Origin of the sequence: Halococcus sediminicola (assembly GCF_000755245.1) — an archaeon.
GTDB classification, from domain to species: Archaea; Halobacteriota; Halobacteria; order Halobacteriales; family Halococcaceae; genus Halococcus; species Halococcus sediminicola.
The window spans coordinates 316,092-340,253 of sequence record NZ_BBMP01000026.1; the positions used below are offsets into that span (position 1 = coordinate 316,092).

The 24,162-nt window shown below is 66.8% G+C and carries 23 protein-coding genes; 9 read left to right on the forward strand and 14 right to left on the reverse strand.

The genetic code is table 11. The annotated features are described in order from the left end of the window. Positions 1-28: 28 nt before the first annotated feature. From gatE to ACP97_RS18090, 4 genes are all read left to right on the forward strand, one after another. Positions 29-1,963 carry a Glu-tRNA(Gln) amidotransferase subunit GatE gene (gene gatE, locus ACP97_RS18075; protein ID WP_049999229.1) on the forward strand — a complete coding sequence of 645 codons (1,935 nt, stop codon included), beginning with the start codon at positions 29-31 and terminating at the stop codon, positions 1,961-1,963. Between the two features lie 247 nt (positions 1,964-2,210). Next, the gene (locus ACP97_RS18080) at positions 2,211-3,224 is read left to right on the forward strand and encodes a thiamine pyrophosphate-dependent dehydrogenase E1 component subunit alpha (RefSeq protein ID WP_049999230.1); all 1,014 of its coding nucleotides are present in this window, start codon (positions 2,211-2,213) and stop codon (positions 3,222-3,224) included. Continuing rightward, a complete protein-coding gene (locus tag ACP97_RS18085) occupies positions 3,224-4,282 on the forward strand; it encodes an alpha-ketoacid dehydrogenase subunit beta (RefSeq protein ID WP_049999231.1) in 1,059 nt (352 codons plus the stop codon). Before ACP97_RS18080 ends, ACP97_RS18085 begins: the two co-directional genes overlap by 1 nt. After that, positions 4,279-4,539, forward strand: coding sequence for a lipoyl domain-containing protein (locus tag ACP97_RS18090; protein ID WP_049999232.1), 261 nt, complete (start codon positions 4,279-4,281; stop codon positions 4,537-4,539). The genes ACP97_RS18085 and ACP97_RS18090 overlap by 4 nt, the downstream gene beginning before the upstream one ends. A 45-nt stretch (positions 4,540-4,584) precedes the next feature. On the opposite strand, the gene ACP97_RS18095 is transcribed toward ACP97_RS18090, so the two are convergent. Continuing rightward, a complete protein-coding gene (locus ACP97_RS18095) occupies positions 4,585-5,418 on the reverse strand; it encodes a phosphatase PAP2 family protein (protein ID WP_049999233.1) in 834 nt (277 codons plus the stop codon). A 102-nt stretch (positions 5,419-5,520) separates the two neighbouring features. Here ACP97_RS18095 and ACP97_RS18100 point away from each other — a divergent pair, with 102 nt between their 5' ends. Then, complete coding sequence (locus tag ACP97_RS18100; RefSeq protein WP_237561236.1) at positions 5,521-6,114, forward strand: J domain-containing protein; 594 nt, start codon at positions 5,521-5,523, stop codon at positions 6,112-6,114. Here the strand turns inward: ACP97_RS18100 and ACP97_RS18105 are convergent. Further along, a complete protein-coding gene (locus ACP97_RS18105; protein WP_049999234.1) occupies positions 6,111-6,881 on the reverse strand; it encodes a DUF7839 domain-containing protein in 771 nt (256 codons plus the stop codon). The genes ACP97_RS18100 and ACP97_RS18105 overlap by 4 nt on opposite strands. Positions 6,882-6,911: 30 nt before the next feature. Beyond that, complete coding sequence (locus ACP97_RS18110) at positions 6,912-7,334, reverse strand: hypothetical protein (protein WP_049999235.1); 423 nt, start codon at positions 7,332-7,334, stop codon at positions 6,912-6,914. Positions 7,335-7,430: 96 nt separating this feature from the next. Between ACP97_RS18110 and ACP97_RS18115 the strand changes: the two genes are divergently transcribed. Beyond that, positions 7,431-8,090, forward strand: coding sequence for a helix-turn-helix domain-containing protein (locus tag ACP97_RS18115; protein WP_049999236.1), 660 nt, complete (start codon positions 7,431-7,433; stop codon positions 8,088-8,090). 7 nt (positions 8,091-8,097) lie between these two features. On the opposite strand, the gene ACP97_RS18120 is transcribed toward ACP97_RS18115, so the two are convergent. Beyond that, on the reverse strand, positions 8,098-9,357 hold the full coding sequence (locus ACP97_RS18120) for an NAD(P)/FAD-dependent oxidoreductase (RefSeq protein WP_049999237.1): 1,260 nt from the start codon (positions 9,355-9,357) through the stop codon (positions 8,098-8,100). A gap of 50 nt (positions 9,358-9,407) precedes the next feature. Next, positions 9,408-9,686, reverse strand: coding sequence for a DUF7545 family protein (locus ACP97_RS18125; RefSeq protein WP_049999238.1), 279 nt, complete (start codon positions 9,684-9,686; stop codon positions 9,408-9,410). Positions 9,687-9,770: 84 nt separating this feature from the next. On the opposite strand from ACP97_RS18125, the gene ACP97_RS18130 reads away from it, so the two are divergent. After that, positions 9,771-10,961, forward strand: a complete 1,191-nt coding sequence (locus ACP97_RS18130; RefSeq protein WP_049999239.1) for a threonine synthase — start codon at positions 9,771-9,773, stop codon at positions 10,959-10,961. Between the two features lie 353 nt (positions 10,962-11,314). Next, on the forward strand, positions 11,315-13,672 hold the full coding sequence (locus ACP97_RS18135) for an ATP-dependent DNA helicase (protein WP_049999240.1): 2,358 nt from the start codon (positions 11,315-11,317) through the stop codon (positions 13,670-13,672). A 13-nt stretch (positions 13,673-13,685) separates the two neighbouring features. Here the strand turns inward: ACP97_RS18135 and ACP97_RS20110 are convergent, their stop codons facing one another. The 4 genes from ACP97_RS20110 to ACP97_RS18150 all read right to left on the reverse strand — a co-directional run bounded on the left by ACP97_RS20110 (position 13,686) and on the right by ACP97_RS18150 (position 17,084). After that, positions 13,686-13,829, reverse strand: a complete 144-nt coding sequence (locus ACP97_RS20110; RefSeq protein WP_154020067.1) for a transporter — start codon at positions 13,827-13,829, stop codon at positions 13,686-13,688. Positions 13,830-13,866: 37 nt separating this feature from the next. After that, the gene (locus ACP97_RS18140) at positions 13,867-14,631 is read right to left on the reverse strand and encodes a CAP domain-containing protein (protein ID WP_049999241.1); all 765 of its coding nucleotides are present in this window, start codon (positions 14,629-14,631) and stop codon (positions 13,867-13,869) included. Between the two features lie 44 nt (positions 14,632-14,675). Next, positions 14,676-15,185: an NUDIX domain-containing protein gene (locus ACP97_RS18145; protein WP_049999242.1), complete on the reverse strand. Its 510-nt coding sequence runs from the start codon at positions 15,183-15,185 to the stop codon at positions 14,676-14,678. Positions 15,186-15,290: 105 nt separating this feature from the next. Next, complete coding sequence (locus tag ACP97_RS18150) at positions 15,291-17,084, reverse strand: alpha/beta hydrolase family protein (RefSeq protein ID WP_049999270.1); 1,794 nt, start codon at positions 17,082-17,084, stop codon at positions 15,291-15,293. A 132-nt stretch (positions 17,085-17,216) separates the two neighbouring features. Between ACP97_RS18150 and ACP97_RS20115 the strand changes: the two genes are divergently transcribed. After that, positions 17,217-18,227, forward strand: coding sequence for a hypothetical protein (locus ACP97_RS20115; protein ID WP_049999243.1), 1,011 nt, complete (start codon positions 17,217-17,219; stop codon positions 18,225-18,227). On the opposite strand, the gene folP is transcribed toward ACP97_RS20115, so the two are convergent. From folP to ACP97_RS18180, 5 genes are all read right to left on the reverse strand, one after another. Then, complete coding sequence (gene folP, locus ACP97_RS18160) at positions 18,224-20,671, reverse strand: dihydropteroate synthase (protein WP_049999271.1); 2,448 nt, start codon at positions 20,669-20,671, stop codon at positions 18,224-18,226. The two genes, ACP97_RS20115 and folP, sit on opposite strands and share 4 nt — an antisense overlap. 127 nt (positions 20,672-20,798) lie before the next feature. Beyond that, positions 20,799-21,647 (reverse strand): sugar phosphate isomerase/epimerase family protein, encoded by an 849-nt coding sequence (locus tag ACP97_RS18165; protein WP_049999244.1) that lies wholly within the window; start codon positions 21,645-21,647, stop codon positions 20,799-20,801. 42 nt (positions 21,648-21,689) lie between these two features. Then, positions 21,690-22,631 (reverse strand): UbiA family prenyltransferase, encoded by a 942-nt coding sequence (locus tag ACP97_RS18170; RefSeq protein ID WP_049999245.1) that lies wholly within the window; start codon positions 22,629-22,631, stop codon positions 21,690-21,692. Beyond that, entirely contained in the window at positions 22,618-23,448 is an 831-nt protein-coding gene (locus tag ACP97_RS18175; protein ID WP_049999246.1) for a sugar phosphate isomerase/epimerase family protein, read from the reverse strand. Before ACP97_RS18175 ends, ACP97_RS18170 begins: the two co-directional genes overlap by 14 nt. Then, a partial coding sequence (locus tag ACP97_RS18180) for a TatD family hydrolase (RefSeq protein WP_049999247.1) occupies positions 23,445-24,162 on the reverse strand: 718 nt, incomplete at its 5' end. The genes ACP97_RS18175 and ACP97_RS18180, both read right to left, overlap by 4 nt.

Genomic DNA, 24,162 nt, shown 5'->3' on the forward strand with positions numbered 1-24,162 from the left:
TTGTCGCTCCACGCCGCACGGCCACACAATGAGTGCCGAGCACGACACGGACCACGACTACGAGGCGTTGGGGCTGGTCGCCGGGCTGGAGATTCACCAGCAACTCGACACCCGGTCGAAACTGTTCTGTGGCTGTCCGACCGACCGGCGCGAACCGGAGGAATCCACCCATCGCTTCCGGCGGTATCTCCACCCCACGAAGAGCGAACTCGGCGAAATCGACGTCGCGGCGCTCGAAGAGGCGAGTGTCGAGCGTGAGTTCGAGTATCTGGCCTTCGATTCCACCTGTCTCGTGGAGGCCGACGAGGAACCACCGCATCGCATCGACGACGAGGCTATTCATACTATCCTCGAAATCGCCGGCCTGCTCGACATGACGCCCGTTGACGAGGCGCACGTCATGCGTAAAATTGTCGTCGATGGCTCGAATACTTCAGGCTTTCAGCGCTCGGCACGCGTCGCGGGTGACGGCGCAATCAGCACCTCGGAGGGCACGGTCGGTATCGAGGACATGGAACTCGAAGAGGAGAGCGCCGGGCGCGTCGCCGAGACCGATGCGGGAGTGCGCTACGCGCTCGATAGGCTGGGCATCCCGCTGGTCGAAATCGGCACCAAGCCCGACATTCGTTCGCCGGCACAGGCCAAGGAGGCCGCCGAGCGCATCGGCATGCTGTTGCGCTCGACGGGAAAAGTCAAGCGCGGCCTCGGCACCATCCGCCAGGACGTGAACGTCTCCATCGCCGAGGGCGCGCGCGTCGAACTCAAGGGCGTCCAGAGTTTGGACGATATCGACGACATCGTGCGAAACGAGGTCGGCAGGCAGGCCGCACTGCTCGACATTCGCGAGGAACTCGCGGGCAGGAATGCGGGTGTGAGCGAACCGGCGGACGTTTCGGCGGTGTTCGAAGACACCGACAGCGGTCTCGTCGGCGGCGCGCTTTCCGGGGATGGAGTGGCGATGGCCGTCCGGCTGGAAGGGTTCGACGGGCTTGTGGGCCGCGAACTCCAGCCCGACCGCCGTTTGGGCACCGAGTTCGCCGACCACGCGAAACGCCACGGCGTCGGTGGCATCTTCCACACCGACGAGCTGCCGGCCTACGGCGTTACCGAGGACGAGGTCGCGGCGCTGCGCGAGGCGGTCGACGCCGACAGCGAGGCGCGAAGCGCCTCGGACAGTTCGAGCGGGCGAAGCCCGCGAGAAGAGCGCGATGCGGTGGCGATGGTCGCCGCCGACCCCGAGGCTGCGCAGGCAGCCATCGAGGCGGTCGCCGACCGTGCGCGGACGGCCATCGACGGCGTGCCCGAGGAAACCCGCGGGGCGAACGACGACGGCACCACCCGGTATCTCAGACCGCTCCCGGGCGCGGCACGGATGTATCCCGAGACCGACGTTCCACCCGTCGAACTCGACTTCGAGGGTATCGAGACGCCGGAACTCCTCACCGAACGAGTCGAGCGCTACCAGTCCGAACTCGGACTCGATGCCGGACTCGCCGAACAGGTCGCCTATGGCCGGCGGATGGGCCTGTTCGAGACGGCCGTTGAACGCGGCGTCGACCCCACGCTCGCGGCGGGCACAGTGGAAAGCACCGCGACCGAACTCCGACGCGACGGCGTCCCGATCCAAGACGTTGACGACGAGCGCTTTCTCGCCATCTTCGACCTCTATCGGGAGGGCGAGGTGACGAGCGAGGGGCTTCCTGACCTACTCGCGGCGGTCGCCGAGAACCCGGAACTCTCGCCGGCGGAAGCCGCCGAACGCGAGGGACTCGGGAGTGCTGGCGACGACGAGGTGCGCGAGGCCGTCGTCGAAGTGGTCGAGCGAAACGAACAGCAGGTCGAGCAGCAGGGCATGGGCGCGTTCTCGGGGCTGATGGGCGAGTGCATGGGCGCGCTCGGCGGTCGCGCGGAGGGTGACGAGGTGAGCGAACTGCTGCGCGAGGAGATCCAAAAACGGGCTTGACGGCCGCCGAAATCGGCCAGTCGGACGCAAAACGATGTGCTTGTTCCCGTGCGGACCTTCTCGATCCATCGAACCGAGAGAATCTCACGATCTGTCGTATCCGGCGAACGGTGGGCGGACCCCGACCGGACGCACCGTTCTTCGAATGAAACGTGCCGTATGGCTTCGTTGACACCCTCACCCTTATGTGGACATCGTGCCATAGACACACGAGCAACACATGCCAAGTGATACCGAATTGCAGGAAATGTACGGTTGGATGGTGACTGCTCGCCGGTACGAGGAGCGCCTTCAGGAGGAGTATCTGGAGGGCAAGCAGCCGGCGTTCGACATCTCGGCCGGGCCGATTCCGGGCGAGTTGCATCTCGCCGCCGGCCAGGAGGCCGCGGCCGCCGGCGTCTGCGCTCACCTCCGCGACGACGACACCGTGACCGCGCCGCACCGGCCACATCACGTTGCCATCGCCAAGGGCGTCGATCTGGAGCGGATGACCGCCGAAATCTTCGGCCGGCGAACGGGTCTCTGTAAGGGCAAGGGCGGCCACATGCACCTGTTCGACCCGGACGTGAACTTCGCGGGCAGCGGCATCATCGCCGAGGGCTGTCCGCCGGCGGTCGGGGCGGCGCTGGCAGCGAAAAAGCGCGGCGAGGACAGCGTCGCCGTCGCCTATCTCGGCGAGGGGGCCATCAGTCAGGGTGGGTTCCTCGAATCGCTCAACCTCGCGGCCGTCCACGATTTGCCAGTGGTGTTCGTCATCGAGGACAACGACTGGGCCATCAGCATGCCCAAAGAGCGCGTCACCGACGTGAAAAACGGCGCACAGCGTGCCGACGGGTTCGACATGCCCGGCATTCGCGTCGACCACGACGATGCAGTTGCGATTTACGACGCTGCGGGCGAGGCGGTCGGTCGCGCACGCGATGGCAACGGGCCGACGCTGCTCGAAGTGCAGGTCCATCGCCGGATGGGTCATTTCATGGGCGACGCCGAGGGCTACCGCCCCGATGCGGACACCGAGCGCGCGAAACAGCGCGACTCCATCGAACGGATGGAGACCACGTTGCGGAACGAAGGCGTGGACGAGAGTACCATCGACGACATCCGCGACCGGAGCCACGAACGGGTCGAGGGAGCCATCGAGTGGGCGAAAGACCAGCCAGAACCCGACCCGGAGGAGGCCTACGAGGACGTCTTTTCGAACCCGCCGGCGGGGTGGACGCCCACTTCGGAACCCGCTGAACCAGTGGGAGGTGACGACTGATGGCCGAAGCCGACGAAACCGAACAGACCGACGGAGCCGAATCGACCACGGGGCGCGAACTGACGATGAGCCGGGCGATGGTCGACGCCATCGCGGCGGAGATGCGCACGGACGACGACGTATTCGTACTGGGTGAGGACGTCGCCGACTACGGTGGAATTTTCGACAGCACCGAGGGCCTGCTCGATGAGTTCGGCAGGGAGAAGATCATGGACGTGCCGATCAGCGAGACGGGGTTCATCGGAGCCGCCGTCGGGGCCGCACAGGCGGGCATGCGCCCGATTGCGGAACTGATGTTCGTCGATTTCTTCGGCGTCGGCATGGACCAGATCTACAACCAGATGGCGAAGAACACCTACATGAGTGGGGGTTCGGTGAACGTCCCGATGGTGCTCATGACGGCCGTCGGCGGCGCGTACAACGACGCCGCTCAGCACTCACAGACCCTCTATGGGACGTTCGCCCACCTCCCCGGAATGAAGGTGGTGGTTCCTTCGACGGCTTACGACGCCAAGGGGCTGATGCACACGGCGATTCGCGACGACGATCCGGTGGTCTACATGTTTCACAAGCGCCTGATGGGCATCGGCTGGATGCCCGCGCCGGCGGGACCGAAGACCCCCGTCCCCGAAGACGACTACACCATCGAGTTCGGCGAGGCGGACGTCAAGCGCGAGGGCGACGACGTGACCGTGGTGACGCTCGGTCTCCACGTCCACCGGGCGCTCGAAGCCGCCGACGAACTCGACGGGGCGGTCGATACCGAGGTGATCGACCTACGGACGCTGGTGCCGCTCGACACCGAGACGGTCCTCGAATCGGTTCGCAAGACCGGCCGGTTGCTCGTCGTCGACGAGGATTACCACTCGTTCGGTGTCTCGGGCGAAATCATCGCCAGAGCCACGGAGGGTGCGCTCGATGACCTCTCGGCGGTGGGGCGCGTGACGATGCCGGACGCGCCGATTCCGTACGCCCGGCCGCTCGAACAGGAGGTCAATCCGGGAACCGAGGACATCGTGGAGGCGGTTCGTGATCTCGCAGGCACCGCCGACGAATGAGCGACGAGAGCGTGGCGATCGATTCCGAGACGGTCTGGCCCGCCGATTCCGAGGACGTCGACGAGGCGATCGTTGCGAACTGGTTCGTCCGTGAGGGGACAGCGGTGACGGCGGGCGACCCCATCGCCGAGATCCAAATCGAGAAGGTGAGTATCGACGTCCCCGCCCCGGCGACGGGCGAGGTGGCCGCGATACTCGTCGCCGAACAGGCCGAATTTCGCCGCGGAGACGTGCTAGCTCGAATCATCCCCCGATAGGAAGGATGAAATCGGTAGCCCCCGCTCTCGATTCCTTCGACTTTGTCACTCGCTCTCCCTGTCGGGACCGAGAAACGCCGGGCGCAACCCGCCGAAAGCGGGCACCGGAAGCACGCGCTCGGGGGCGACGTTCCGGGAGACCCAGTAGGCGATACCCACGAGTACGACGGCGAAGGCGGCGTCGGTGAGCCAGTGAATCCCGAGATAGAACGTCGAAAACACGATGAGTGCGGCGAGCGCGCCCGCGGTGGCGGCGTACCTCACACCGGCCTTCCGGGCGTAGAGCGCGGCGAGCACCGACAGTCCAGTGTGGAGGCTCGGAAAGGCCTTCACCATCGTGTCGGTGGCGAGCATCCCGGCTCGAATGACCGGACTCACGTCGAAGATGAGCGGCTGGACCGCCACCGCCGGGTAGAGCGCGGGAATTCCGACCGGGACGAAGACGAAGAAGGGGACGGCGAGGAGCACGAGGACGACGTATGCGAGCGCGTAGCGCCGCGCCTCGCGCTCGTCGTGGGCCTTGAGTTTGAAGTAGGTGAACAGTACGATGGTCGGAAAACCCACGAGATACGCGGCGGTAAACAGGAGCGTGAGCGGCTCGTTCGCAACGGATTGAAAGGCCGCGACGACGGGACCCTCGAACTCGTAGACGAGCCACGTGAAGGTTTGCTCGGCGTGAAAACGGTGGGCGACGGTGTTCACACCGTTAGTGACGAGCCACGCGACGCCGAGGTACTTCCAGTCCGTGCGGAGAAACTCTTTGAGGAAGCCCACGGGGTCGAGCCGCGGCAAGAAGACGACCGCGCCGACGCCCATCACGAAGAATGAGGCGAGCGCGACCGACAGCGTGTACGCCGTCGTCGTCGAGACCGCGAGCATCGACGGGGATGGACGGAGACCGCACAAAGCCGTTGTGATTTTCGCCCCATCCCCGTCGCCACCGACGGACGATTTATTAGCCACCGTCGGCTAGCACGGCGCGTGCCCGAGGTGGTGTCGTTGCCCGTGTGGCTGGTCGGAATGGTGCTCGGAGCCGGCTCGCTTCTGCTCATCACCGGCGTGTTCGCCCTCGCCGCGCGGCTGTACCCGACGGTCCCCACCGGCACCGACGGCGAGACCGGCGAGCGAAGCAGCGACGCGAAACGCCACCGGGAAATCCAGAAATACCTCGACACCATCGGCGAGTCGTTCGTCGAGAACCACTCCATCGAGGGCCAGTCGGTCGCGTTCTACCTTCCCGAACGGGACGTCGCCATCACGTTCGACGCGCGGGCGTACTACCGTCTCCGGCGCTCGCCGACCCACCCAGTACTGGTCGAACATGAACTGCCCGGCGTCCATCTCGGCTCGCGGTTGCCCTTCGAGACGCCGGATCTCGACGTGGAGGACGGCGAGATCGACCCTGCGACCGCTGCCTTCGCCGTGCTCGGTCTCCCCTCTGGCGCGAGCGCGCGCGAGGTCACCGCCGCCTACCGCGAGAAGATCAAACGGGTCCACCCCGACCACGGCGGCGACCACGAGGAGTTCCAGCGCGTACGCGAGGCCTACACCACGGCAAGAGAGCACGCCGGCTAGACGGTCGAGACCTCGTAGGCGACGCCCCCGTCGCGCAGCGCGTCGGTCACTTCACCCACGCGGTCGCTCGTGACGACTACCACACAGTCCAACCCGCGACCGGCCGCGTCGGCCGCGACCGCTCCCGCCGCGAACCTCACGGGATCGATATCGACCTCGCGCAGCGCCACGACCGCCTCGACGCCCACCGCCGCCACGAGGTCGGCTCCTTCACAGGCCGCCGCGAGCGCCTCTGGCGAACTCATCTCGCCCGAGCGCACGGGCGGGACCTGCTGGACGGTAACGATACCGGGGTCGAGGTCGATGACGCCCTCGAAGCCCGTGACGCCGACGGCCTCGTGAGCAGCGGCCGCCCCCGTCGCCACGCCCGTCGCCGGTCCCCTATCCCCGGGCGTCGCGTGGAGCAGTCCGTCGGCGAGCGAGAGCGACACCTGTTCGCCCTCGGCGATTTCGGCGGTGGCGATGGCGGCGTCCTCGCCGACACTACCGAGCACGTCATCGGTCACGTGGTCGACGAACCGTCGGAGGTCGGCCGCCGAGCGCAGCAGCCAGTCGACGCCCTCCTCGGTGACGCGATAGCGCGAACGACCCTCCTTCGCGACGAAGCCATCACTACTGAGGTCGCGGATGTACTCGCTGACGGCCTGTGCCGTGACGCCGACGCTGTCGGCGATCTCGCCCTGACTCACCGCCGGCTGGCGCTCGGCGATCTCGGTGAGGATGCGAAAGCGGGTCGCGTCGCGCTTGTCGTCGAGCACGTCGGTCATGGGGGTACTCGGACGGCCGCCATGAAAGTCCTACCGTGACCCGACGACGCGCCCGAGGCTGTCCTCGAAGACGAGCAGCGTGTTGTACAGCGCCGTCCCGAGGAAGCCGACCAGCGAGAACACGAGGGCGGGCGGCAGGCGACCCTGCCCACCGACGGAGACGAGATAGCTCGCGAGGAGGCTGCCGCCGGTGGCGGCGATGTGGACCATCGAGGCGACGGGCGGGCGCTCGCCCTCGGGTTGGTGCTGTTCGGCGAGCAACCCGCCGAAGGCGACGGCCGCGAGCAGCGTCATGGCGACGAGCGCGCCGCCGACGTAAGCCGCGACCCGCACGATGTCGGGCGTCCCGTAGTGAGCGACGAGGATCGCGCCACCACCCCAGATAGTGAGCGTGTAGCCATACGCCTTCGACTCGGCGACGAGGTTGCGCGCGAGTCGCTTCGATGGCTCCATGCGGTGTCCGCACGCGCTAATCGCAAAAACCGTCCGGTCGGCTCGGACCACACGATCATCGGCGAAGTTTATGCTGGCCCGCCGGATAGTCCATCCATGAGCACCGTCGCGGAGTTGTCGATTCCGGCCCCCGAGTTCGCGCTGGCTGCCACGCTCGATGAGTTTCCCCACGTGAAATTCGAAATCGAGCGCGTCGTCGCCCACGAGACCGAGCGCGTCATGCCGTTCGTCTGGGCGACCGGCGAGACCGACCGCGAGAGCCTCGACGAGGCGCTGTCGGCCGACCCGAGCGTCGAAAACTTCACCGAACTCGCGGCCTTCGATGACGAGTGGCTCTACCGGATGGAGTGGGTCGAGGATATCCGCATCGTCCTCCACGTCCTGCTCGACCAGGAGGGTACGGTGCTGAACGCCGACGGCCGCGACGAGCAGTGGCAGCTGCGCATCCTCTTTCCCGACCGCGATTCGCTGTCGGCGACCTACGATTTCTGTCGGGAAGAAAACCTCTCGATGACCGTCGAGCGCATCTACGAACTCGGCGGCGAGAACCGCGACCGCTACGGGCTGACCGAACTCCAGCACGAGACGCTCGTCGCGGCCGTCGAGGCTGGCTACTTCGACATCCCACAGCAGTCGACGCTCGACGACCTGGCCGCCGACCTCGGCATCACCCACCAGGCGCTCTCGGAACGACTCCACCGTGGCCACAAGACGCTCATCGAGAACGCGCTCATCGTCGGTCGGATGGGCCGCTGATTTCCGACTACCGCGAGCCGAGCACCGCGCGGGCGGCCGCGCGACCGCTCTCCATCGCGCCGTGGATCGACGACCAGTTCGTGTAGTCGCCTGCGAGATAGACCTCACCGTCGGGCGCGTCAGTCGTCGGGAGGTCGTGATAGAATCCCGGCGGCTGGGCGAACTGGGCGAAGTCGATGCGGTCGGTGGCGAGGAGCGCGCAGTCGGCGAAGCGCCGCTCGGGATACCACGCCGCGAGCGCCTCGCGCACGCGCTCGGCCAACGCCTCGTCGCTTCGCTCCTGTTCGCCGAGGAAGGTCGCGCTGAGCAGTTCGCGGCCTGCAGGGGCGTACTCGGGGGCCACCGTCGAGAGCGGCGCGACGTGGTTCGGCTCGGTGCCGCCGGCATTCAAAATGAGTTTCCTCTCGGTATCGAGTTGCTGGTGGGTCGGCAGGGAGAAGTACTGTGTCACGCAGCCGCGTGCGTCGGTCGGAATCGACTCGATGCCGGTGAGATCGCGGGCACGCTTCGGGTCGGCGGCGACCACGACCGCATCCGCCGCGCGGGTCTCGTTTCCGATCTCGACGGTCGTCCCGTCGCCGGCTTCGAGCGCTTCGACCTCGCTGTCGAGCGTGATTTCGGCTCCGGCCTCCCGCGCGCTGGCGGCGAGCTGATCGGCGATCGCGCCCATTCCGCCCGCGGGCACGGCGATCGACCCGTCGGCGAGCATCCGGATGGTGTACTGAAACACCGCCGCCGACGTCGAGAGCGACCTGTCGAGCGTGATCCCGCCATAGAAGGGAGCGAAGAACCGCTCGACGAATTGCGTCGAGAACCCTCGATCTTTGAGGAACGATCCGATGGATTCGTCCGCACCCACGAAAACCTCGCTCTCGTCCGTGCCGCCGACCTCGCGCCAGAGTTTCAGCAGGCGGGTCATATCGCCGATCGTCACATTCGCGTTGAACAGCGTCTCAGTCAGCGAGAAGGGGTCTCGTCGCGGGTCCGCGAGCACGCTTCGGGAGCCGGGCCGGGCGAGCGTCGCGCCGGCCGTGAAATAGCGGAGATCGAGGTTTTCGTACCTGAGTTCGCGCCGTGCGGCCGGATACCCAGTAAAGAGCACCTGAAAGCCACGGTCGAGCGTGTAGCCATCCACCCGTCGGCTGCGCACGCGCCCGCCGACCGAGTCGCGTCGCTCGACGAGTTCGACGTCCGCGCCGCCTTCGGCGAGATGTCGGGCCGCGACCAGCCCAGCGAGACCCCCGCCGACGACGATGACCTGTGTCATAGATTCCCTGTGGGGGCCGCCCACAAAACGACTGCGTGACGGCGCTCTGCCTACCCCTGTTCGACCAGTTCTTCGAACGAGACGCCGAAGTGGGCCTCGAACAGCGCGAGCGCGTCGCGTTCGATGGCGCGTGCATCGGCCGTCGCGTCCTCGTCCATCTCGTAGGCACGGCGCGTGAAGTCGAACTGGGCGACATCGGCGACCACGTCGGTCGGGCTATCGCTCTCGTCGGCGAGCGATTCGACGAGCGCACGCGGCAGTTCGAGTTCCGATCGTTCGCCTGCCCCTTCGATGTCGAACGTGATGGTTTCGCCCGCCGTCTCGGTCATACGACCCGATATGCCGGCGACGGCAAACCGCTGGCGGTCCGCCGTGAAGGGAACCGATTAGTCGCTTGCGTCGGTAGTCGGGACATGGAGACGACGGCGGCGTTCGACGGACTCGTCTGTACGGACTGTGGCGAACGGTTCGACCCAACGGCGGTGACCCACGAGTGTTCCGATTGTGGTGGGGTTCTCGACCCGAACTACGAGTACGACCGTATTGACATCGCGCGCGACGACCTCGAAAACCGGCCGTTCGACGGCATGTGGCGCTACGAGGAACTGCTGCCCATCCCTCGTGAATCGGCGGTGACGATGGACGAGGGGACCACCCCGCTCGTCGAGTGTCCGAATCTCGCCGACGAACTCGGCGTCGGACGAGTCCTCATCAAGGACGAGGGCCGCAATCCGACGGGGAGTTTCAAGGACCGCGGCCACGCGCTCGCGGTGTCGGCCGCCCGCGAGCACGGCGCGAGCGATATCGCGCTCACATCTGCTGGCAACGCCGGTCAGTCGGCCGCGGCCTACGCCGCCCGCGCCGGACTGGATTCACACGTGTTCGTCCCCTCACGCGCGAACTTCGTCAACAAGGCGATGATAAACGTCCACGGTGGGGATATGAACGTTATCGGGGGACGATTTCCCGACGCCGCCGCGGCCTGTGCCGACGCGATGGAGAGTGAAGACTGGTACTCGACGAGTTCGTTTTCGACACCGTATCGCCACGAGGGCAAGAAGACGATGCTCTATGAAACAATCGAACAGCTCGACTGGGACGTGCCGGACGGCATCGTCTATCCCACCGGTGGCGGCGTCGGTCTCGTCGGCATGCACAAGGGGGCACAAGAATTCGAGCAACTGGGCCTCACCGACGAGATCCCCGCACTGTACGCCGCCCAATCGAGCGGCTGTGCACCCATCGTTGAGGCGTGGGAGGCGGGCGAGGATATCCACGAACCGTGGGACGTGCCCGACACCATCTGCGGCGGCATCGAGATCCCCGACCCCGGCGCAAGCCCGCTGATTCTCGACGCACTCGACGAATCCGGTGGCGGGGCCGTCGCCACGCCCGACGAATCCATCCTCGACAGCGCGATCACGGTCGCCCAGCACACGGGTGTGGAGATGGGCGCGACCTGCGCAGCAGCCGCCAGCGGCGCGTGGGACCTCGCCGAACGGGGCGTGTTCGGTGCCGACGATACGATCGTTCTCATGAACACCGCGAGCGCGAACAAGGAGGCAGACATCCTGCGGAGTCATCTGATGGGCAAGGGAATCTAAGACCCACCTTTTTACTCGTCGGGTGCGCTCGCTCGTTTCACTCGCTTGCCCACCCTCCTCGCAAAAATCTGGACCAAAAACTCCCGCTCGCAAACCGCGCGAGCGGCGAACCGCGCTCACTTCGCTCGCGTGGATGCTGCCACTCTCCACACCGGCCGCCGAAGCCCTCGGGGCACTCACTCTGTTCGCGCCCTCGCCCTTCATCCGCCGAGGCCCGCACCGCAAACCGCAACCGCCGGCGGCCGCACCGCCGCCGCTCCGCCGCCGCTCCGCGGCCGCTGCCGCGACCACACCACCGCGACGCCGCGAGCGAAGTCCTATAACGAATGGCGCACGAACCCCGCCCATGACCGATGAGCGGTGAGGAGTCCGCCACAGCCACCCATGATGAGCCGGACTGGCGAACCCGCTTCGGCTACGAGCAGCCCTATGAGGGACAGGCCGACGCCATCGAGACGGCCATCGAGACGGGGACCGATGGCGGCTACCTCGTCATGGAGGGGGCCTGCGGCACGGGCAAGACGATGGCCGCGCTCACCGCCGCCGGCACGCTGCTCCGCGAGACCGACCGCTACGACAACGTGCTCGTCGTGACGCCGGTCAAACAGCAGCGCCGACAGTTCATCGAGGACCTGCGCGCTATCAACGCCGACCTCGACGATCCGTTTACGGGACTCGCCCTCGTCGGCAAACCCACACTCTGTCCGTACGAGCGCGCGGGCGCGTTCGACCGCGGCACACAGGACGCCTGCGAGGATCTCCGGGAGAACACTGCGGGGTTGGTCGCCCACGACGGCGGTGGCGAGGTCTGGTGGGACAGCGCCCGCGCCGGCGAACTCGTCGCCGAGGCCCGCACCGACGCCGACTCGTGGCGCACGCTCGACGACAACCTCTCAACGGCCGGTCACACGGCCCCCTACCCGACCGCACGACCGACCGCGCCCGACTCGCTCGGTGAGAACGACCAGTCCTACTGCCCGTTCGAAGCCGACTGGTACGCCCGCGAGAAATCCGTCCCCGTGGCCTTCGACGACGACGAAAACCACGTCGTCACCACCGACGAACTGCTCGCCGGTGCAGTCCCCCGCGGAACCTGCCCCCACCGTGCGATGGGCACGCTGCTCGACGACGCCGATATCGTGGTCGGCAACTACAACCACCTGTTCGACCCGCGAACGCGCGCGCTCACCGACGGCGTGGTGAACGACCGGACGTTCGTCATCGTCGACGAGGCCCACCGACTGGAGGGACGAGTGCGTGACCTCCTGAGCGACCGTGTGGGCATCCAATCACTCCGGCGCGCGCGAAACGACGTCTCCCACCTCCGCACGCTCGCGGGCCAGTCGCGCGAGCACCGCGAGGAGGTCGCCACCCAGCTCGCCACCTACGAAGTTTCGACCGACGACCTCCACCGGGTCAGCGAGTTCTTCGACGACGCCATCGACTGGCTCGACCGCCGCGTCGAGCGCTATCTCGACGAGGAGTACGGCGACCTCGGCCGTGCGGCCGAGCAGGAACGACTGCCCGAGAACATCGAGATTCCGCTGCGCGACCCCGAAACCGACGAAATCGACGAGTTCTCCGTGTGGGCGAACGAGCAGTATTCGTCCGGTTTCTGCAAATCCCTTCACACTGTCGGCGCGGCCGTCGCGGACGCCCTCGATACGCTCAGCCCCGAACGCTCGACGGTCTGTGGCGACGTCGGCCGCATCGTGACCCGCTGGTGGACGCGCGACCACGCGAGCTACTTCCGGGAGGTCACGCTCTCGCGGACCGACCGCAGCCATCTGGAGGGCTGGGAGCGCCAGTACACCGCCGGGCTGGTCTGCTACGACTGCCTTCCGGCCGAGGACCTCCGCGAGCGGTTTTCCGATCTCGGCGGCGGCGTGCTGATGAGCGCGACGCTCGAACCGATGGACGTCTTCCGAGAGTGTGTGGGCCTCGACCGCCTCGCAACCGATGACGACGAGGATGAGCGCCCAATCGCCACGCGAACCTACGACCTCGCCTACCCCGAGCAAAATCGTGCGAGTTGGATCGTGGACGCACCCGCCTTCACCGCGCGCAATCGCGGCCCGCCCGACGAGGAGAGCGACGTCCGGGAGACCTACGCCTACGCGCTCCGGGAACTCGCCCGCAGCCCGGGCAACGTGCTCCTCTGCCTGCCGAGTTATCGGGAGGCTGCATGGGCGCACGACCGCCTTGCCGCATCCATCGAGAAACCGGTGCTCCTCGACGAGTCGTCGAGCGACGAAGCCACGGAGAAACTCAAACGGGAGTTCTTCGCCGGCGACGGCAAGACTCTCGTCACCTCCACGCGCGGGACACTCACCGAGGGTGTCGATTACGACGGCGAGAAACTGAGCGCGTGTGCGGTCGTCGGCGTTCCATTGGTCAACGTCGCCTCACCGCGGATTCGGGCCGTGCGGCGGGCCTATGGTGCTGAATTCGGCAAGGAGTGCGCCTTCGAGTACGCGCTCACGGTGCCGGCCGTGCGCCGGGCGCGACAGGCCATCGGCCGGGTCATCAGGGGTCCCGAAGAGGTCGGGGTGCGCGCGCTCGTGGACGAACGCTACACGCCCGACGCACCCCGGTCGGTGTACGAGTACCTGCCACCCGCCGAGCGCGACGAGTGGCGCACGATGACGCCGATGTTCCTCGATTCACAATTGCAAGGATTCTGGGACGGTCACGAGCGGCCGGACCCGTAACTAGCACGGGACGTCAGTCGTCATCGTCGCCGACGAACCGGAGCGCCACGCCCGCGATGATGACGCCAACGCCGACGATCGCGCTGATGAAGGGTGGTACGGGCAGGAAGAGCAGGACGACACCGAGGAGGATCAGCCACGTCGAGCGAGTTGGCATAAGCGGGGTCCGCACGCGGGCCACATACCGTTTGTGGTCAGCAGAAGTTCTGGGTCGCGTAGACGCGCGTCCGGCCGTCGACTTGCTCGATGTGGACGCCGATGGCCTCGCGCTCCCAGTAGGGTTTGAGCAGGTTCTCCCGGTGGCTCGTGGAGTTCATCCAGCCGTCGACGATGCCGCGGGCGAGCTCTTCCGGTGAATCGTACTCGACGGTGTGATTGCCCATCGCAACCGGCGCGTCGTAGTAGGTGTAGAGGATGTTCTCGCCGCCGGTCGCGTACCGGAACGTGTCTGTCTTGACCCGACACTGATAGTCGAATCGCCGGTAGCGGTCGGCGAGCGTCTCGCCGTCGGGGCCCACGTGCGAGAAGTAGCTCCGATTGGCCATGTCGGCGCTGTGATAGCGCGCGACCGGCCGGAGGTCGGTGTCGAAGCTCAGATTGGATTTCCCGCGCTCGGCGCGTTCTTCGTTGACGTATCGATGGACGAGATATTCGATTTCCGTGCCGTCGAGTTCGCCAGTCTCCGACGCCCGTATCGTCGGCACGTCCGCACCGCCGGTGTCGTTCCGTGCGCCGATGTCCCCGACCGCACCGGCGCTCTTGTTGTCGACAGCACCGAGCGCGCCGATGTCGCCGACCGGCGGGAGGTCGAAGTCACCGAGCGCCTCGTCCACGCCCGTGTCGGCGGGCAGGCCACCGAGTGCGACGCTGGCGGCGAAAGCGACGACGAGGACGACGAACGCGACGCGGACGAGGACCGAGAGCAGCCACCCGACCGCCCGCAACAGCGAACGAAGCATTCACTCGGCGTAGACTCCCGGCGGCTATGTATCTGTCTCCCGACTCAGATGGCCAGCACGCCCGCATCGAGGCGGTCGGTCGGACGACTGGTGCGCCAGCGCACGGGACTCTCCGTACACTCGACGCGCTCGTCGGGACCCGCCGCGCCGACGAAGCGCACGACCAGATGATATATCTGCGGGCGCTCGCGGTCTGTCTCGTCGCCGATAGCGACGATGGTGACGCGCTCGACGGACTCGACCGTACACGAGATCCCCGTGGCCTCGCGGACGGTTCGTTTGGCACCCGCTTCGAGCGATTCGCCCGTTTCGACCGGCCCGCGCGGGCAGGCCCACTCGTCGTGGCGGTCGCGGACCAACAGGAGTTCGTCGGCGTCGTTGGTCACTCGCACGCCCGCGGCCGCCCGCTCCGCCGCCTCGGCGTCGGCCGCCCGCTCGTAGCGCGCCGACCGGACGGTCCAGCCGAGCTGGTGGACCGGTGCCGAGCCGTAGGTCTCCTCCAGCCGGTCGAGTTGGTTCGTAACCCACTGCTCGGACCGTTCGGCATCGTCCATATCTGCATGATACATCCACACACAATAAAGCCGGAGGATCGTTCAGTAGTCCATCGTCCGATTTCGCGTCGTTTTGCCCGATTTCATTCGTCTTTTGCGGGCGATTCAGACGTGCGCGTCGAGGAATTCGGTGATGGCGGTGTAGGCCTCGATGCGGTTGTCGCGCTTGACGATGCCGTGGCCCTCGTCGTCGAAGATCAGTTTCTCGACGGGGACGCGCTCGCCGACGCGCGCGGCGACCTGCTCGGCCTCGCCGACGGGCACGCGCGGGTCGTTCGCGCCGTGCAGGACGAAGAGTGGCGCGTCGATGCGCTCGATGCTATTGAGCGGACTGATGGATTCCAACAACTCGCGGTCCTCCTCTAAAGAACCGTACTCCGCTTCGCGCAGCGCACGCCGCCACGAGCCGGTGTTTTCGAGGAAGGTGGTGAAATCCGCGATGCCGACGATGTCGACGCCGGCTGCCCACAGGTCGGGGTACTCGGTGAGCGCCGCGAGCGTCATGAATCCCCCATAGGAGCCGCCCATGACCGCGATTCGGTCGGGGTCAACCATCGAATGATCACGGAGCCACGCGACGCCGCGCTCGATGTCGGCGACCGAATCCATCCGGTTTTCCCGGTCGTCGAGGTGTGTGTAGGACTTCCCGTAGCCCGTCGAGCCGCGCACGTTCGGCTCGAAGACCGCATAGCCCGCCGCGAGCAGGTACTGCGTGACGGGGCTGAACGAGGGTCGGCGCTGCGCTTCGGGTCCGCCGTGAATGTCGACGACGACCGGGGTTGCGCCCTCCTCGGCGTCGGCCGGCAGCGAGAAAAAGGCCGGAATCTCACGGCCGTCGAAACTCTCGTAGCGGACGAGGTCCGGCGTGCGGAACGATTCGCGCGAGAGACCCGCCGTCGAGGCGTTCGTCCAGCGCTCGCTCGCGCCCGTCTCGACGTCGACGACGTGGACATTCGTGTTCTCGCGGCGGCCGGTGACGGTCACGGCGAAGCGTTCGGCGTCGGCGTCGAAGGCGATCCCGCCCGCCACACCCTCGGGAAGGTCGGGCGCGGGGAATTCCTCGATACTGTCGCCATCGCCGGCGAGCCGTCCGGCGGTGAGATCGGTGTAGCCGTCGACGTTACGCGCATAGACCATTCTCCCCGTATCCTCGTCGAGCGTGAATCCCTCGACGTTCCAGCCGTCGCCGTCCGTGACGGTCTCGATCTCGTGGGTGGCGAGGTCGAGTCGGGCGAGCGAGAGCGAGTCGGAGTCGGAGTCAGTGACGACGTAGAGTGCGTCGCCGGCGGGATTCCACGCCGGATTCAGGAATCGAACGTCGCCGTCGTGGGGCGTGACGTGCTCGATGTCGCCCGAACCGAGATCGAGAACGTGGAGGTCCTGATCGAAACTCGACTGCGACTCGCTCACGAGCAGGCGGTCATCGCCCGGCGAGAATCCCCCGACGGTGAGCCAGCCGTCGCCCTCGTGGACGAGCGTGGCGTCGTCGCCGGTCTCGGTCCGAGCTTGTGTATAGACGTCGAAGACCGACTCGTCGCGTCGGTTCGCGGCGAAGGCGAAGCGCTCGCCGTCGTGACTCCAGCCGCCCCAGCGGTGTTTTGCGTCGGACAACCCGGTGAGCGGCCGGGTCTCGCCGTCCGGGGCGAGCAAGAAGAGCTGTGCGCGCTCGTCGCCGCCCTCGTCCATGCCGAAAATCAGTTCCTCGCGCTCTGGCGAAAACGAGGCAAAGGTGACGCGTTCGTCGGAGAACGTGCGTTGGGTGGGCCAGATTTCTGGTTCGGAAAGCGACCAGACCTGTGGCGTGCCGGTCGCGTCGAACAGGAAGGCGAGGTCGCCGGCGGGCGAAAAGGTCGCGCCGTAGGCGCTGCGGACGTTGAGATAGCGCTCGATGGATGGCACGGTGTTCGTTTTCGGGTCGGAGACATATCGCTTCGGGTCGGCCGGACCTATTCTCACCGCGAAGTCGTCATCACAGTATCAGTAAACGAACGGACAAGACAGATAAGGCAACGACTCCTAACGACTTCGATCGTGATCGAACCGGGACCGGAATCGGATTCGGGGCTGCTCGACCGTGAGGGCCTCTCGAACGTCGAAAAGTGGTTAGCGCCGGCCGTCGGTCTCGTGGTCGTGCTCGTCCTGCTCGCCGGGGTGGGACTCCTCGTCGGTGACTACTTCGGCGACGATCCGGGTGCGCCCGTCGACGACCGCTCGGGCGTAGGGGCCGCCCCGGCGAACAACACGACGGCGATGCCGACCACCTCGACCACCCAACCGGCGTCGCCGACCGTCGAAACGCCGACTGCGACAGCTACACCGATGCCGACCGCGACAGCCACGCCGACCCCGACGCCAACGCCGTCCCCGACAGCTACTGCAACCGACACCACAACGCCGACGGAAACGACCACCACTACCGCAACGGACACTCGAACCGCGACGGCGACACCGACCGAGACACCGGACGAAACCGCGACCGCGACGCCACCCGCAACGGACACACCGACACCGACCGACACGCCGACGTCGACCAGCACGTCGACGCCGACCGACACACCGTCACCGACCGACACGCCACCACCCGATATGGAGACACCGACCACGACGGAGACGACCACCGAAACGACCGACGAACCGACCGATGACTCGACGACCGAAACCGAGACAGACACGTCGACTGCGGCGAGTATTTCGACGACCTCGAACGTAGTGTCGGCCGCGGGGACGACCACCGCAACGCCAGCCACGACAGCCACTGAGACGGCGACCGCCACCGAGACGGTGACTGCCACCGAGACCCCAACGCCGACTGCGACAGCCACCGAAACCCCAACACCAACCGCGACCGCCACCGAGACCGCAACGCCGACGGCCACGGAAACGACCTCGTCGGTGGAGTCCTCGGCGGAGCGTCAGTCGACGACGATGGCCACGCTGACGACGGCCACGACGAACACGCTAACGGCAACCGCAACGGAGACGCTGACGGCAACCGAAACCGCGACCGCGACGACCACAACGACGGCGAGCGAAACGCCCTAATCGCGCGAGTCGTCGAACTCGCTCGGAGTACGCGCCGCCTCGCTGACGCCGACGGCGGCGACGCTCTCGGCGACGTCGTGAACGCGGACGATGTCCGCACCGCGCTCGGCGGCCAGCGCGCTCGCGGCCACCGTCGCCGACAGGCGCTCGCCGGCCTCGCTCCCCACGAGGTCGAACATCGATTTGTGCGAGTGGCCGAAGAGGATCGGACAATCGAGCGCGCGGAACTCGCCCAGTCGACCGAGGATCGCGAAGTTTTCTTGCTTGCTCTTGCCGAAGCCGATGCCGGGATCGACGATGATTTGCTTCCGATCGAGACCCGCCTTCTCGGCGAGCAGGACGCGCTCGCGCAGTTCCTGGATCGTGTCCTTGACCACGTCGTCGTATTCCGGGGCCGAGTCGGGATCGACGGGCGCGTCGATGCTGTGCATCACGACGAGCGGGCAGTCGTAGTCGGCGGCGACGAAGCGCATCTCGGGGTCGTCGAGCCCCGTGACGTCGTTGACGATGTCCGCACCGGCGTCGAGCGCCGCGCGCGCGACCGCTGCCTTCCGGGTGTCGATCGAGACCAGGGCGTCGAATTCGCTGATGCGCTCGATGACGGGCACCACGCGCTCGCACTCCGCTTCGTCCGAGACGGGTTCCGCGCCGGGGCGGGTGCTCTCGCCACCCACGTCGATGATGTCGACGCCCTCCTCGACCATCGCCTCGGCCTGTCGGACCGCCGTCTCCGTAGTGTCGAACTCGCCGCCGTCGTGGAAACTGTCGGGCGTCACGTTCAGAATGCCCATTACGGCCGTCCCCTCTTCCCACGGGTAGCCACGTGCTTCCGAACTGACGCCGATCGAGAGCGCCTCCCGAATCCCGTCGGCGAGCGGTGCCAGCCCGTAGGGCTGACCGGCGAGTTTCTCGGTGAGCCGTTTGAACTGCGCGAGCGTGGCGAGCATGAGCACGTCGAGAAATTCCTCGTCCTGATCGTTGAGCCCCGAGATGGCGCACTCGCCGCCGAGCGAGAGCAGTTCTTCTTTGAGATACTGTGCCTGTCGCGGGCGCACGCGGGTCTTCAGCGCTCGATGGACGGCCTTGCCGCGCATTCGGTAGGCCCCCGCGTCGGTCACGTGCGTCCCCTTGATCGCACGCCGGGCGTCGTCGAGTCCGTCGATCTCCTTGGGCACGTCGAGACGGCTCCAGCGCGTCCGTGCCTCGCGGACGGTGTAGAGCGAGCCACAGACGAGCACGCAGTCGTCCGGCTCGGCGGCATCGAGGGCAGTCTGGAGCGCGTCGGTGACGTCGCTGCGGGTCTCGACACGACTCTCGTCGAACACCTCCGCGAGAACCGCGTTGTCCTCGGCGCGCGGGACGTCCGGCCGGCAGGCGACGACGTGCTCGGGCGTCGGCAGCGCGTCGGCCATCCCCTGGTGGTCCTTGTCCGCGAGCGCGCCGAAGACGAGATGGAGGTCGTCGAACTCGAATTCACCCAAGGTGTCGGCGAGGCGCTCGCACGCGCCAGGGTTGTGTGCGCCGTCGAGTACGACCAATGGATCGCGTTCGAGCACCTCGAACCGGCCGGGCCAGTAGGCCGCGCGCAATCCGCGCGCGAGCGTCTCCTCGCCACACTCGACGTCGAACTCGTCGGCGATCTGTCGGGCGAGCGCCGCCGCGATGCCGGCGTTCTCGGCCTGGTGGGCTCCCAGAAGTGAGAGTCGGGTTTCGACGGTCCGGTCCTGGCCGGAGATCCGGATGGCGTTTTCGACACCCGTTCGGCCCTCGTGTGTCACCGAGACGTCGCCGTCCGGGCCGACCGTCACGACGTCGCCGGCGCTCTCCTCGATCGCCGCGCGCGCGTCGCCGGTCGCGGCGGTCACGATGTCGTTCTCGCGAGGCGCGACGGTGGCCATGTCGCGGCCGATCTCCTCGACCGTGTCGCCGAGGGTGTCGGTGTGTTCGAGCGTGACGCTGGTGATGGCGCTCGCCACCGGATCGACGATGCTGGTCGCGTCGTAGCGCCCGCCGAGACCGACTTCGAGCACGGCGACGTCGACCGACTGGCGACGGAACTCCCACAGCGCCATCCCGGTGACGACCTCGAAGAAGGTGGGAGCATCGCCGGCGGCGGCCCGCTCCAGGACGTAGGGGCGGATCGTTGCGACGTACTCGGCGAGTGCGCTCTCGGAAATCATGCGGCCGCCGACGCGGACGCGCTCGCGAACGGAATCGAGATGCGGCGAGGTGTAGAGACCGACGTCGAGCCCCGCTTCCCGGAGTACCGATGCGACCATCCTCGCCGTGCTCCCCTTGCCGTTGGAGCCGGCGATCTGGACGAACGCGATCCCTTCGTGTGGGTCGTCGAGAGCGGAGAGGAGGTCGTCGGTGGCGTCCAGGCCCGGGCGGGGCGGATACCGACGCAGGTCGAAGAGGAAGTTTGCCGCCTCGTGGAACTCCATGTCGGACACCGGTGGGGCCGTGGTTTGAGCGTATCGGACGTTCCCGTTCACCGCTCGCACGACGGCCGGAACCGACATGGAAACCGGTGTTCATCACGACAGGTCGTTTTCCGTCCTAACGCGAGAGTCAGCAGTACGACGACAGCGCCTCGTAGGCCTCGCTGGCGGCTCCGTCGGGTTCGTCGGGATACGTGTAGAGTTCGAGCGTGGCGAATCCCTCGTAGCCGACGTCGTCGAGCGCGTCGAAGATCGCTCGGAAATCGAGGTCGCCCTCGCCGGGGATGCGGTGGTAGTGTTTGCCGCGCACGCCGCCGACGATGTCCTCTAGATGGACGCCCGTGATGTGGCCCGCACTCCGGCGAATCGCCTCGGCGGGGTCCTCCCCGTAGACGGCCGCGTGGCCGACGTCGAGGTTGACTCCGAGCGTATCGTGACCGACGTCCTCGATCAGTTCCAGGACTTCATCGGTGCACTCGACGAGCAGTTCGGGTTCGTACTCGATGCCCACCGCGACGTCGTGTTCGGCGGCGTATTCACAGATCGTCCCGAGGGAGTCGAGCAGGTACTCGTATGCCTTCTCTGGCGGATTGCCGGGCAGTGGACGGCCGGTGGCGAGACAGACCGCGGGCGCGCCGACCTCGTCGGCGAGGTCGATGGCTTGCTTCGTGTAGTCGATGCGCCACTCCCGTCCCTCGTCGTCGGCGGTGACGACGCTCGGATCGAAGAATGACGACGGCGGCGCGTCGTCGTAGTAGCCCGTCGCGGTGTTCGCGTTGATGTTCGAAACGGCCAACCCGGTGCTGTCGAGCGTATTCGACAGGGCCTCCAGATCGTCCTCGCCGAAGTCGGGGAAGTAGGCGTGTGGTTCGTCGCCCAAGATTTCGACGCCGGCGTAACCGTGGTCGGCGATGCGTTCGACCGCGTCCGGCAGCGCGTGGCGCGTGTAGGCGTTCGTCGAAAATGCCAGTTCGACCATAACAAGTGAAGGAATGGCCTCCCGAAACACCTTCCGACGGCGCTACGAGACGTCGAACAGACGGGAGAGGCTGACCGCGGGGACGAGGAAGATGAGGACGGCGAGCGCCCAGCCGACGCCCGCGAGCGCCGCGAACGCCGCGTCGAGCACGACGAGCGCGAGGATGCAGGTCCCGACCGCCGGGCCGACGGTATCGGGTCGGGGAGTCGCGTACGCCGGCCCGAGTGCGCGCCCGGTCCACACCAGAAAGCCGCCGGCGAGCCCGACCGCGAACGCGACCCGAACGAGGGGCGGCCCCAGGGTCACGACTGCCGCGAGCACCCCGAGAACGGCCAGCAACACGCCGGCGGCCGCCGCCGCGACCGCGCCGCGTTCGGTCGTCGTCGCCTCGTTGTCGGCCATGTACGTCACGAGGGCGATATACAGCGCGACGACGACCGGGATCGCGAGCGCCCACGCGGAAAGCGCGGCTGTCGTTGCTGTCACCCCTGCCGCCGTGCCGAGCAACACGTCGAGTCCACGTGCGCTGCCCATCGCGAGAAAGCCAGCAGATCCGCCCTTGAGCACGCCGTCGTAGAGCGCGATGACGACTGCGAGCGTCGCCGCGAACAGGCCGGCTCGCGGGCCGGCCGCCGCGAGCGCGACGAGCACACCGCCGACCAGCAGCGCCGCGCCGAGCACGCCCGCCGTCCGCCGTGGAACCCTTCCCGACGGGATCGGGCGTTCCGGGCGCTCGCGCGCGTCGACCTCCGCATCGAAGTAGTCGTTTAGCGTCGTGCCGCCGGCGTACAGCAGCACCGACGCGACCGCGAGTCCGGCGAGCGCAGGTATCGAAATCCTTTCACCTGTGGCGGCGACGAGCGCGCCACCGAGCAGGACGTCCGGCGGTGCGCTGAAGAGATTCGGAACGCGCACCAACGCCGCGTAGGCCGCGAACTTCTCGCGCAAGTCGGACTCGTCGGCCACCTCCTCAGACCCAGCCACCGTCTTCGAGGTAGGCCATCGCCTCACGGGCGGTCTCGGCCGCCGTCTCCTCGTAGGGGTAGAGTTCGACCGTCACGAACCCATCGTACTCCCGCGAATCGAGCGCTTCGAGGAAGTCGTCGATGGGCAGCGCGCCGTCGCCGAGCTGAGTGTGTTCGTGGCGGCGGTCTTCGGGAATATCCTCTAGATGAACGTGATCGACGTAGTCAGCGAGTCGATCGAACGCCTCGACTGGGTCCTCGCCGACGCTGAACAGGTGGCCCGCATCGAAGTTGCAGCGAACCCGGGGATGGTCGATGCGCTCGGCGAACTCCAAGAACTCCTCCGAGGTCTCGATGAGGAGATCAGGTTCGGGTTCGACGTGCAGGTCCACTCCCACGTCCTCGGCGACCGGCAGAACCTCCTGGAGGCTCTCGACGAACGTCTCGACCGCCCACTCGCGGGACTTTTCCTCCGGGATGGGTCCACCGGGCTCGATCGAGATGTAGTCGTGTCCGAGCGCGGCCGCCGTCCGGAGGGCGGCCTTCGTGTAGTCGATGCGCTGCTGTCGGTAGTCGGTGTCCGGCTCGATGTAGGATGGGTGGTGAAAGCCCTCGATGGCCGTCAGCATGAACGCGTTGCAGTTGCTGATGGCGAGGTGGTTCGCGTCGAGCGCTTCCTGAATCTCCTTGATGTCCGCTTCGTTCGCGTCGGGCGGGTAGAGATGTGGCTCGTCGAACAGCAGTTCGATGCCGTGGTAGCCCGCGTCGGCAACGATCTCGATCGCCTCGATGGCGTCGTACTCCCGGAAGGCGTTCGCGGAGAACCCGAACTTCATCGCTCGTAGGTGAAGTTCGGCGACTGGTCGAAGAAGTCGTATGGATTGTCGAAGACGACTTTTTTGACCTCCTCGCGGTCCCAGCCACGGTCGAGCATCTTGTCCCTGGCTTTCGGCACCGCGAGCGGGTCCGAGGGGTCCCAGTCGGCGGCGCTATTAAATAGCATCTTGTCGGTGCCGTACTCTTCGAGGAGCTCGATGGCTGCCTCGTCCTCGATCTTGCCGGGGTAGAGCGTGAAACCGACCCAGCAGTCCGTCGTCAGGGAGGTCTCGATGGTGTTCTCAGTGTTGTGGTCGATGACGATGCGCTCCTGCGTGACGCCCTCGTCCTCGATGATGTCGACGATGCGCTCGGTGCCTGCGGGTTTGTCGGTGTGTGGTGTATGGATTATTACTGGTAGTTCGCGCTCCTCGGCCATCCGCAGTTGCGTGCGAAACGCCCACTCCTCGTCGTCGGTGCCATGATCGAAACCGATCTCGCCGAGGCCGACGACGTTCTCGCGGTCGAGGTACTTCGGGAGTTCTTCGAGAACCTCCTCGGCCATCTCGCGGTAGTTCGCCTCCTTTGGTTCGAGTCCAATGGTGACGTAGTGGTCCATCCCGCCGGCGCGCTCGGCGCGCGCGGTCTCGAAGTCGATGATCTGCTCGAAGTAATCGAAGAACGAGCCCGCGTGCTGTTTGTCCGTGCCGCTCCAGAACGCGGGTTCGATGCAG

What these genes read in the sequence shown, in the direction of transcription:
- gatE (WP_049999229.1), top strand. Translation starts at nt 29, where the DNA reads ATGAGTGCCGAGCACGACACGGACCACGACTACGAGGCGTTGGGGCTG.
- ACP97_RS18080 (WP_049999230.1), top strand. Translation starts at nt 2,211, where the DNA reads ATGTACGGTTGGATGGTGACTGCTCGCCGGTACGAGGAGCGCCTTCAG.
- ACP97_RS18085 (WP_049999231.1), top strand. Translation starts at nt 3,224, where the DNA reads ATGGCCGAAGCCGACGAAACCGAACAGACCGACGGAGCCGAATCGACC.
- ACP97_RS18090 (WP_049999232.1), top strand. Translation starts at nt 4,279, where the DNA reads ATGAGCGACGAGAGCGTGGCGATCGATTCCGAGACGGTCTGGCCCGCC.
- ACP97_RS18095 (WP_049999233.1), bottom strand. Translation starts at nt 5,418, where the DNA reads ATGCTCGCGGTCTCGACGACGACGGCGTACACGCTGTCGGTCGCGCTC.
- ACP97_RS18105 (WP_049999234.1), bottom strand. Translation starts at nt 6,881, where the DNA reads ATGACCGACGTGCTCGACGACAAGCGCGACGCGACCCGCTTTCGCATC.
- ACP97_RS18110 (WP_049999235.1), bottom strand. Translation starts at nt 7,334, where the DNA reads ATGGAGCCATCGAAGCGACTCGCGCGCAACCTCGTCGCCGAGTCGAAG.
- ACP97_RS18115 (WP_049999236.1), top strand. Translation starts at nt 7,431, where the DNA reads ATGAGCACCGTCGCGGAGTTGTCGATTCCGGCCCCCGAGTTCGCGCTG.
- ACP97_RS18120 (WP_049999237.1), bottom strand. Translation starts at nt 9,357, where the DNA reads ATGACACAGGTCATCGTCGTCGGCGGGGGTCTCGCTGGGCTGGTCGCG.
- ACP97_RS18125 (WP_049999238.1), bottom strand. Translation starts at nt 9,686, where the DNA reads ATGACCGAGACGGCGGGCGAAACCATCACGTTCGACATCGAAGGGGCA.
- ACP97_RS18130 (WP_049999239.1), top strand. Translation starts at nt 9,771, where the DNA reads ATGGAGACGACGGCGGCGTTCGACGGACTCGTCTGTACGGACTGTGGC.
- ACP97_RS18135 (WP_049999240.1), top strand. Translation starts at nt 11,315, where the DNA reads ATGAGCGGTGAGGAGTCCGCCACAGCCACCCATGATGAGCCGGACTGG.
- ACP97_RS20110 (WP_154020067.1), bottom strand. Translation starts at nt 13,829, where the DNA reads ATGCCAACTCGCTCGACGTGGCTGATCCTCCTCGGTGTCGTCCTGCTC.
- ACP97_RS18140 (WP_049999241.1), bottom strand. Translation starts at nt 14,631, where the DNA reads ATGCTTCGTTCGCTGTTGCGGGCGGTCGGGTGGCTGCTCTCGGTCCTC.
- ACP97_RS18145 (WP_049999242.1), bottom strand. Translation starts at nt 15,185, where the DNA reads ATGGACGATGCCGAACGGTCCGAGCAGTGGGTTACGAACCAACTCGAC.
- folP (WP_049999271.1), bottom strand. Translation starts at nt 20,671, where the DNA reads ATGGAGTTCCACGAGGCGGCAAACTTCCTCTTCGACCTGCGTCGGTAT.
- ACP97_RS18165 (WP_049999244.1), bottom strand. Translation starts at nt 21,647, where the DNA reads ATGGTCGAACTGGCATTTTCGACGAACGCCTACACGCGCCACGCGCTG.
- ACP97_RS18175 (WP_049999246.1), bottom strand. Translation starts at nt 23,448, where the DNA reads ATGAAGTTCGGGTTCTCCGCGAACGCCTTCCGGGAGTACGACGCCATC.